This is a genomic window from Variovorax sp. WDL1, from assembly GCF_001541225.1.
Classification (GTDB): domain Bacteria; phylum Pseudomonadota; class Gammaproteobacteria; order Burkholderiales; family Burkholderiaceae_C; genus Variovorax.
The window spans coordinates 1-2,508 of sequence record NZ_LMTS01000243.1 but is presented as its reverse complement, the minus strand read 5'-3'; the positions used below and the strand labels follow the sequence as shown (position 1 = coordinate 2,508).

The window sequence follows — 2,508 nt, the reverse complement described above, 5'->3', positions numbered from 1 at the left end:
GGCCAGCGCGAGGCGGCTGCCATAGGCGGCCGGCGGTCCGTCGAGCAGCATGAAGCCGGACGCGTTGCGCGCCGACGCGGCTTGGCGGCGCTGCTGGACCAGGGCTGCTAGCGGCGTGCCAGCGGGCGATGCGAGCGCGGTTGACACCGGCCTGTGGACGTTCTGGGGCAGCTCGGCGCAGGCCGAGAGCAAGAGGAAGGTGGAGCACAAGGCTGCGGCGCAGCTCCTCCACGCGCGCGCGAAGGGGTGGAAGCCCTTGAATGAAATCATGCTGCCCGATCGAAGTTTGCTGCTTCTATATAGCGCAGCCGCGGCTCGCCGCACGTCGGACGAAAGCGCCGCCGCTAGCCCTGGCGCGCCGAATCGAGCGTCTCCCAACGCTCCATCGCGGCCAGCAATTCCTCGTCGATTTGTGCGTGGCGCTGGGCGAGTTCGGCGGCGCGCGAGGCCTCACTGGCATAAATCGCGCCGCCCTCCAGCTCGAGTATTTCGTTGATGCGTTTCTGCTCTTCTTCGAGCTCGGCGATCCGTGCGGGCAGGGTGTCGAATTCGCGCTGCTCCCTGTAGCTGAGCTTTCTGCGTGTGCCCGCGTGCGCGGGCGCTGCCGGCGCGGGGGAGGCAACCACGGTGGTGGGTGCGGGAAGAGCCTGGGCCGTTTCGGCAGCGATCTCGCGAGCGCGCTTGGACTGGGTCAGCCAGTCTTCCACGCCGCCTTCGTATTCGCGCCAGAGGCCATCGCCTTCGAAGGCGATGGTGCTCGTCACCACGTTGTCGAGAAAGGTCCGGTCGTGGCTCACGAGGAACACGGTGCCGTCGTAGTTTTGCAGCAGGTCTTCGAGCAGTTCGAGCGTGTCGATGTCGAGATCGTTGGTGGGTTCGTCGAGCACCAGCACATTGGCAGGGCGTGCGAACAGGCGGGCCAGCAGCAGGCGATTGCGTTCGCCTCCGCTCAGCGAGCGCACCGGCGCTTGAGCGCGCGCCGGCGAGAACAGGAAATCCGCGAGATAGCTCTTGACATGCTTGCGCTGGTTGCCGATCTCGATCCATTCGCTGCCGGGGCTGATGAAATCCTCCAGCGTGGCATCGAGCTGCAGCGCGGCGCGCATCTGATCGAAGTAGGCGACTTGTAGATTAGTGCCGCGGCGGATCTTGCCGCTGTCGGGCTCGAGCTCGCCGAGGATGAGCTTCAGCAGTGTGGTCTTGCCCGCGCCGTTCGGCCCGACCAAGCCGACCTTGTCGCCGCGCAGGATGGTCCCGCTGAAGTTCCGGATCACGGTCTTTTCGCCGAAGGCCTTGGTCACGCCCGCCATCTCCGCGACGATCTTTCCGCTGGTCTGGCCGGAAGCCACATCCATGCTGACGCTGCCGAGCGCTTCGCGTCGCGCGGTGCGCCGGGCGCGCAATGCCTCGAGTCGGTTGATGCGACTTTGGCTGCGGGTGCGACGGGCCTCCACGCCCTTGCGGATCCAGATCTCCTCCTGGGCCAGCAGCTTGTCCGCCTTGGCAATGATGATGGCTTCCTGGGCGAGTTGCGCTTCCTTTTGCGTCAGGTATTGCTCGAAGTTGCCGGGGTACGAGTTGAGCTTGCCGCGGTCCAGTTCCACGATACGGGTCGCCACCCGGTTCAGGAAGCTGCGATCGTGCGTAATGGTGACGACGCTGCCTTTGAAGTCGATCAGCAGCTGCTCGAGCCATTCGATCGAATCCAGGTCGAGGTGGTTGGTCGGCTCGTCCAGCAGCAACACGTTGGGCGCGGCAACCAGCGCCTGCGCAAGGGCTACGCGCTTGCGGGTCCCGCCCGAGAGCGCGCCTACCCGCGCGGCGCCATCGAGGTGCAGCCGGTGCAGGGTTTCTTCGACGCGCTGCTCCCAGTTCCAGGCGTCGAAGGCTTCGATCTGCGATTGCAGCGCATTGAGGTCCAGGCCCGGAGCCCCGGAGAGATATTGCTCCCGGAGCGCAATGGCCTTCGCCAGTCCGGCGCTGGCGGCCGTGAACACGGTGGCGTCCAGGTCGAGCTGGGGATCCTGCGCCACATACGCGATGCGCAGACCTTGCTGAGCTTGGAGCGTGCCGTCGTCAGGCTTTTCAAGACCGCCCAGGATTTTCAAGAGCGAAGATTTGCCAGCGCCATTGCGGCCGATCAGGCCGATGCGCTCGGACTCGAGCAGCGCGAAGTCCGTGTGATCGAGCAGCGGGAAGTGTCCGAACGCCAGTTGCGCGTCGAGGAGTGTGATGAGTGCCATGTGCCGTGGATTATCGGAGCGGCCTGATGCAGAGCCTTGCGCGCGCGCACCGCCCAGGGTTGAAGACGGGCCACGACAGTCCTTCAGGTTCCGACGCTGGTTGCAGGTGCAGAAACTTGGCATACAATCGCAGGCTCTGCTGAAACGAAGCGTTTCGCTCTGGGCTCTCAAGCTAGGCGCGAAAGTTGAAGTGAGGCAGACTTCAAAAGTGGCTGGTGATCAAATCTGTGTCATAATCGAAGGCTCCGCTGAGATGCTGGTTGCT

The 2,508-nt window shown here is 64.7% G+C and carries 1 protein-coding gene and 1 pseudogene; both read right to left on the bottom strand.

From position 1 onward, the window contains the following. Positions 1-270, bottom strand: a pseudogene (locus APY03_RS44790) (phospholipase D family protein); the annotation flags it as partial. A 74-nt stretch (positions 271-344) separates the two neighbouring features. Continuing rightward, positions 345-2,243: an ATP-binding cassette domain-containing protein gene (locus APY03_RS30095; protein WP_068682856.1), complete on the bottom strand. Its 1,899-nt coding sequence runs from the start codon at positions 2,241-2,243 to the stop codon at positions 345-347. Positions 2,244-2,508: the final 265 nt, after the last annotated feature.